5 protein-coding genes are annotated in these 7,068 nt (G+C 39.9%); 1 reads left to right on the forward strand and 4 read right to left on the reverse strand.

Annotated elements, in window-relative coordinates; all coding sequences use genetic code 11:
• Positions 1–75 precede the first annotated feature (75 nt).
• Positions 76–1,062 carry a Cache 3/Cache 2 fusion domain-containing protein gene (locus G6W42_RS10250; RefSeq protein WP_194173922.1) on the reverse strand — a complete coding sequence of 329 codons (987 nt, stop codon included), beginning with the start codon at positions 1,060–1,062 and terminating at the stop codon, positions 76–78.
• Between the two features lie 246 nt (positions 1,063–1,308).
• On the opposite strand from G6W42_RS10250, the gene htpG reads away from it, so the two are divergent.
• On the forward strand, positions 1,309–3,165 hold the full coding sequence (htpG, locus tag G6W42_RS10255; RefSeq protein WP_194173923.1) for a molecular chaperone HtpG: 1,857 nt from the start codon (positions 1,309–1,311) through the stop codon (positions 3,163–3,165).
• 142 nt (positions 3,166–3,307) lie between these two features.
• Here the strand turns inward: htpG and sdhE are convergent, their stop codons facing one another.
• From sdhE to sdhA, 3 genes are read right to left on the reverse strand one after another with little or no spacing between them, the layout of a single operon-like run.
• Positions 3,308–4,165 (reverse strand): 8-methylmenaquinol:fumarate reductase membrane anchor subunit, encoded by an 858-nt coding sequence (gene sdhE / locus G6W42_RS10260; protein WP_194173924.1) that lies wholly within the window; start codon positions 4,163–4,165, stop codon positions 3,308–3,310.
• 2 nt (positions 4,166–4,167) lie between these two features.
• The gene (gene sdhB, locus G6W42_RS10265; RefSeq protein ID WP_107965327.1) at positions 4,168–5,133 is read right to left on the reverse strand and encodes an 8-methylmenaquinol:fumarate reductase iron-sulfur subunit; all 966 of its coding nucleotides are present in this window, start codon (positions 5,131–5,133) and stop codon (positions 4,168–4,170) included.
• Positions 5,134–5,142: 9 nt separating this feature from the next.
• On the reverse strand, positions 5,143–6,981 hold the full coding sequence (sdhA, locus tag G6W42_RS10270) for an 8-methylmenaquinol:fumarate reductase flavoprotein subunit (RefSeq protein ID WP_194173925.1): 1,839 nt from the start codon (positions 6,979–6,981) through the stop codon (positions 5,143–5,145).
• Positions 6,982–7,068 lie beyond the last annotated feature (87 nt).

A 7,068-nucleotide genomic window follows, 5' to 3' on the forward strand; every position in this document is an offset into this window, starting at 1 on the left:
ATTTTAAGTGTAAAGTCAGATGTTATAGCATTTAAATTTGCACCCAGTCTATCAATAGGGTTTGCAACTAGCTTTTTAAGCAAGAAGATAGATACTATGATAAGAAGCAAGGTAACTATAATGCTTGGCTATGATGAAGTTTTTACTAACTACTTTTAGAGGTGTTAAAAAGTCATCAGTAACAGCTGAGCCAAGCACGATCCAGTTTAGCTTATCAAATGGCTCGTAAGCAACTATTCGTTCAACACCACCAATTATAATGGACTCAACACCTTTTCCTTTTTTAACGATATTATCCATAGTAGTTTTTAGCTCGCCACTTAGCTCTTTATCTGTCTGAGTTGGATGTAAGTCAAATTTTCCAGTTTTAGTATTGTAAAGAGAAAAATATCCATGCTTACCAAGTTTCATCTCAGAAAAAGTCTTTTTCATATTGTTTAATCCTTCGGTAGGATCATAACCGACATATAAAATTCCTATTACCTCGTTATTTTCAATAATAGGATCATAAATGCTCATATAGTTGCGTCCAAATAAATTTACAACACCTATATACCTCTCTTTATTCATGATATTTTTATAGGCTTGACCGTTTTTGTCAAGCATTGTACCAACAGCCCTACTACCATCAGCCTTCGTCACTGATGTGCTAACTCTTAAAAAATTATCACCCGATTTTGCAAAAATGGTTGAAATTCCGCCTTTTGTAGCGTTATTAAATTTATCTAGAATATCGTAGTTATTGTTTAAAATACCATTTTGAGATATTAGTTCTATAACTTCGTATTTACCAGTCTTGCTCATCTGGTGATTAGTTGAAATTTTTCCAATCATCTCTTTGAAAACACTCATTATTAGCTCTGCACTACTTACATTATCTTTTTCGAATAATTTAACCGTATTCATAGCAAGCTCTACATTTTGCTCTACCGTAGTAAGCACACCATCTTTTATCTCACGCTCTAAAACATGTGACGTGTAGAAAACAAAGCAAGCCATACAGACCGCTAAAACTACAGCAATCGTTGCTGAAACTTTTACTAAAATACTACGTAAATTCATATCATTCCTCCATGCTATTAATTTTGTTTTGATTATACTCATACTTTAAATAAAAAATAGTAGGAAACACATATTTAATAATATTTTTTAAATTTACAGTAATTTTATATTTATAATTATTACTTTTATAACACAAATTTGAAAAAAATAAAGTTAATAAACTTGATAGTAATGCTATCAAGGTTAAGTATATTTTTATCACTTTGTGTTATAATCTGCCAAAAATTTTTAAAAAAGGAAAAGAAAATGGCAGATAAATTTGAATTTCAAACCGAGGTCAATGACCTTTTAAATTTGATGATCCACTCTCTTTACTCAAACAAAGAGATATTTTTAAGAGAGCTCATATCAAACTCAAACGACGCACTTGACAAGCTAAACTACCTATGTTTGACCGATGAAAAGTATAAAAGTTTAAGCTACACCCCAAAGATCGACATCAAAGTAGATGAAAAGGCTAAAATTTTAACTATCAGCGACAATGGCATCGGCATGGATAAAGATGAGCTTATAGCAAATTTAGGCACCATTGCAAGAAGCGGCACAAAGGGTTTTATGCAAAGCTTAAGCGGCGATGCCAAAAAAGATAGCTCGCTTATCGGTCAGTTTGGCGTGGGCTTTTACTCGGCATTTATGGTGGCAAGCAAGATCGAAGTCATAAGCAAACGAGCATTAAGCGAGAAGGCCTACAAATGGACATCTGACGCAAAAAGCTACGAGATCGAAGATGCTAAAAAAGATGGCTTTGGTACGGATATAATCCTGCATTTAAACAACGATGAGTTTGCAAATTCTTGGCGCATAGAGGAGATAGTCAAAAAGTACTCAAACCACATCCCTTATCCTATATTTATGGATAAAGAGAGCTACGTCGCACCAAAAGAAGGCGAAAAAGAAGGCACATACGAGAGCAAAAATGAGCAGATAAACAAGGCAAATGCGCTTTGGAGACTAAGCAAATCAAGCCTTAAAGAGCAAGACTACAACGACTTTTATAAGCAAATTTCACACGACAGCAGCGACCCGCTACTTTATATCCACACAAAGGCCGAGGGCAAGATCGAGTACTCGACGCTATTTTATGTGCCAAGCACAGAGCCGTTTGACCTCTTTAGGGTTGATTATCAAAGTGGCGTGAAGCTCTATGTAAAGAGGGTTTTTATAACTGACGATGCAAAAGAGCTTTTGCCGCCGTATTTAAGATTTATCAAAGGCGTGATCGATGTTGAGGATCTGCCGCTAAACGTTAGCCGTGAAATTTTACAAGAAAATGCGATCATGCGAACTGTTAAAGAGCAAAGCGTGAAGAAAATTTTAAGCGAACTTGCAAAAGTAAAAGATAATGACCGCGAAAAATACATAAAATTTTACAAACTATTTGGCAAGGTTTTAAAAGAGGGACTTTATGGCTTTAACGCTGAAAAAGAGCAAATTTTAGATCTTTGCCTATTTAAAAGCTCAAAAAGAGACGGACTTATCAGCCTAAAAGAGTACAAAGAGGCGATGACAGAGGATCAAAAGTCGATCTACTACATCAGTGGCAACAACGAAAATATGCTAAGAAATTCGCCGCTTCTTGAGAGCTTTAAGAAAAATGACATCGAAGTGTTAATAATGGATGAAGAGATCGACACGATCGTCATGCCAATGGTAAATGAATTTGACAAAACACCTCTAAAATCAGTCTCACACGCTGATATAAATGACGAGATCAAAAGCGATGAGAAGGTTGATGAGAGCAAGGTTGCAAACACTCTTGTTAAGATGAAAGAGATTTTAAAAGACGAGGTTAAGGACGTAAGACTTAGTTCAAGACTATCAAGCTCGGCAGCGGTGCTAATTTACGACAAAAACGACCCTGATTACGCTATGCAAGAGATGTTAAAACAGATGGGACAAGGCGCAAATGCTCCAAAAGTTAAGCCGATCTTAGAGATCAATGCTGATCATGAAATTTTTGCCAAACTTGAGAAAAATGAGGCGATGATTTATGACATAGCGCCTTTGCTCCTTGATATGGCAAGGCTAAATGAGGGCATGAGCCTAGAAAATCCAGCTAAATTTTCAGAACTTCTAACAAAAGTGATGATAAAAGCTATATAAAATTCATAAGCCCAAAGAAATTTGGGCTTTATTCTACTTCTACAAATTTTAAAATTTCATATATTTATTTATTGTCTTTGTTGCAGTAAAAATTTTCATTGTGTAAGTCAAATCTCCCACGCCAAAAGACGTGGGATAAAATTTACGCTATCTTGCTAGCGTCGATGATGTTTAGATCAAGACCTAGTTCTTCAACAGATAGACCAAGTGCGAGACCTACAAGCTGAGAGAGGTGGATGATAGGTTTTCTAACATCTGAGTGGTTCTCATCTTGATATCTCTCTTGATAGATGTCAAGTTGCATTTGGCAAAGTGGGCACGGAGTTACAACTACGTCTGCGCCATTTTGATCAGCGTTATTTACGATCTGGCTTGACATTTTTCTTACTGATTTTCCAGCTGGATAGCTAGCGTGGAAGCCGCAGCAGTCAAGTCTTTTCTCAAATGGCACGATAGTGGCACCAAGTGCGCTTACTACAGTTTCAAAGCTTTTAGGATTGACTGAACTTTCTTTGTTATGCAGATCTTTTTCAGGTCTTAGGCTGTGACAACCGTAAAATAGCGCTACTTTTAGGCCACTAAGTGGCTTAACAACCTTTGCTTTTAGCGTATCGACATTTTGATAAAGCTCCCAAAGAAGGCTTGTGATCTCGGTTGAACCGTTATATTTCATATTACCTTCAGCCAAAAAGGTATTTATACGATCTTTTGCACCCTTATCAAGCGTGCTTTTTGCTATTGTTAGAGTTAGCATACAGGTTGAGCATGTCGTAAGCATTGGCATATTCATCTGCTCTGCAAGCGCTATATTTCTAGCATTTGCCACAAGTGCAGCCATAGGATCGACGTCTTGTGCTTGTTGAGCACCACAGCAGCTCCAGCCCTTTATCTCGTGAAGCTTCCAGCCAAGTACTGGAGCGATAGCTTCAAGCGACATCTTAGCCTCTTTAGCTGCCTGAGAGAGTACGCATCCTGGGAAAAAAGCGAATTCATTTTGCATAGTTACTCCTTACTAGCAGCTTTGCGAGCCGCATTTATCATTTTTACTAGATCATCATGTCCTTCAATATCCTCTTCACCAAAAATATGAAGCGGATTCATCTTGCCTGCGAGCATTAAATTTGCTGCGATATCCATTTTGCCAATATTTTTGATAACGCCTTCTGAACGAAGTGCAAGTCTAACCTCATTTAGTCTGCCTGAGCCATCAACTAGATCAGTTAAAAACGCCTCAGCGTGATCTGGCCCCATGCCCTCATTAAAGCCTTTTTGTATAGCCATGATACGAAGATCAGTTATGTCGCTGCATGCACTTATGCCTTTTGGACAGCGGTCAGCACACTCTTGGCACTTTACACACATCCAAAGGCCGTTATCGATAGCTGGTTTTAGGTGTGGCATAGGATCTTTGCTACGTGAGTCAAAAGCGGCTCTATAAGCATGAACAAATACAAACGGTTGCATATAGTCACTCGCATCTGCTTCAAGCTTATTACACTCGCTAGCACACGCACCACAAAGTATGCAGTCCCACTCAAGCGCTACTTTGTCATACTCTTTTTGGCTTTGCTTACAGCCTTTTGCAGCGCTAAATTCTGGCTTAGCAGTGATGCTAGGCCTAATCTTGCGTAAATTTTCTATACTTGGCTCCCAATCCACCATAAGGTCTGAGATAACCTTAAAATTTCCAAGTGGTGAAATTCTAATAGTATCTGGGTTGCCATACTCAGCCAAAAGCTCGTTCATCTTTGTATCGCAAGCTAGATATGAGTGACCATTTACTCTAACAGCGCACGCACCGCATATCGCTGAGCGGCAAGATGCCGTGAAATTTAGCGTCGCATCTTTTTTTTGTTTGATATCAAAAAGCACTGTTAAAAGAGTTTTGCCTTTGACCTCTTCATTTGTTAGCTCATAAGTTGATTCATATTTTTTAGTTCCGTCAAAACGGTCGATAATAATTTTCATCCTAGCTCCTTACTCTGGCTTCTTGCCGTCAAGTGAAAATATGCTTGTCACAACATCTTTGTAGCCAAGCTCCAACTTGCCGTCTTTTAGTGTGACTATGCTGTGTTTTAAGAAATTTACATCATCTCTTTTTGGATAGTCCTCTCTTGTGTGAGCGCCACGGCTCTCAAGACGATTTTGCGCTGCAAGACATGCTGCACGAGATAGAAGTATAAGGTTGCCAAGCTCGACGTAGTCGGTAAAGGCGGTATTCATTACTGGATTTTGATTTGGCACTTTGAGGGTGTTATATTTTGCTTGGATGGCTTCTAGGTTTTTAGAGAGTTGATCAAGTTTTGCACCAGTTCTAAAGATACCCATTAGATCCCAGTTGTTTTTACCAAGCTCTTCACGAAGTGCGTACATATCATTTACGCCACCCTCACCTGTTGCTATGGCTTTAAATTTATCTTGCCACATTTTTGCTAGCTCAGAAGTCTTTTTGCCGCTTGCAAATTTTGCATTTTGAGCGTAAGCACCAGCACCTTTGCCAGCTAGATCGCCAGTTACAACTGCGTCAGTTAAGCTGTTACCACCAAGGCGGTTTGCACCGTGGATAGATACACATGAAGCCTCACCGCCTACGTAAATTCCAGGGATTTTTGTGCTCATATCATCAAATTTAGCTACCTCTATGCCACCCATTGAGTAGTGAGCTGTTGGGCGGATAGGCACTGGTTGCTCGATAAGGTCGATGTCTTGGAAAAGCATAGCTGTGTGGCGAATTTTTGGAAGCTTTTTCATGATAGTATCTTTGCCAAGGTGACGAACATCGCAAAGCACATAAGCACTCATACCCTCGCCAAAGCCTCTACCCTCGCGAATTTCTGTCTCGATCGCACGAGCGACGACGTCACGAGGAGCTAGCTCCATCTTTTCGTGATAGTTTTTCATAAAGCGCTCGCCCTTGTTATTTAGCAAGTAACCACCCTCGCCACGAGCAGCTTCTGTGATAAGTGTGCCGCCATTTTGAACGCCAGTTGGGTGAAACTGAAGCATCTCAGGGTCTTCAAAACCAAGACCTACTTTAAGCGCAGCAGCTATGCCATCGCCTGTTGCTATAAATGGAACTGATGTGCGGTTATAGAAAATTCTAGTGTATCCGCCAGTTGCGATGACTAGAGATTTGCAAAGAACTGGGTAAATTTGACCATTTTGGATGTTGCGAAGAACGACGCCCTCTACTTTACCGTCCTCAAGACCGATCTCAAGTAGCTCGTGATCCATTAGAAATTTAACGCCAGCTGTGATAGCGTCGTCAAGACAGGCGTGCATCAAAACGTGGCCGGTCTTATCAGCTGCGTAGTTACAGCGTTTTTTGCTAGCGCCACCCATGAAACGAAACGCCACGTCGCCGTTATCTTTACGAGAAAAGAGCATGCCGTTGTAGTCTAGCTCGTGGATGACTGCGCCTGCTGCCTCGCAAAATTTCACAACTGCATCTTGATCAGCAAGATAAGCTGCACCTTTTACGGTGTCATAGGCGTGAAGCTTGAAGCTGTCGCCGTTACTAAAGTCAGTAACGCCGTTTATACCACCCTCTGCCATACAGGTCGCGTTACGTGATGGCATCATCTTTGTTGCGACAACGACGGTTGAGTTTGGATATTGCTTGCGAACGGCTGTTGCTGCACGAAGTCCAGCACCGCCAGAGCCGATTATTAGCACATCAACAGATGGCAAGCCATTTTCATTGCCCTTTGGCAACTCGCCAGCAAAAACATTGGTCGCACCAGCTGTTGTAGCTAGCGCACCTACGCTGATACAGGCGCTTTGTAGAAATTCTCTTCTGGTAAATTTTTCACTCATTGATAACTTCCTATTTTAATAAGTTTATTAGCGTTAAGACGCACCGCCAGTTCATTTCTTAATATTTTTTAAAACAACTATATTAAT

It is taken from the genome of Campylobacter concisus, from assembly GCF_015230015.1.
Taxonomy (GTDB): Bacteria; Campylobacterota; Campylobacteria; order Campylobacterales; family Campylobacteraceae; genus Campylobacter_A; species Campylobacter_A concisus_AF.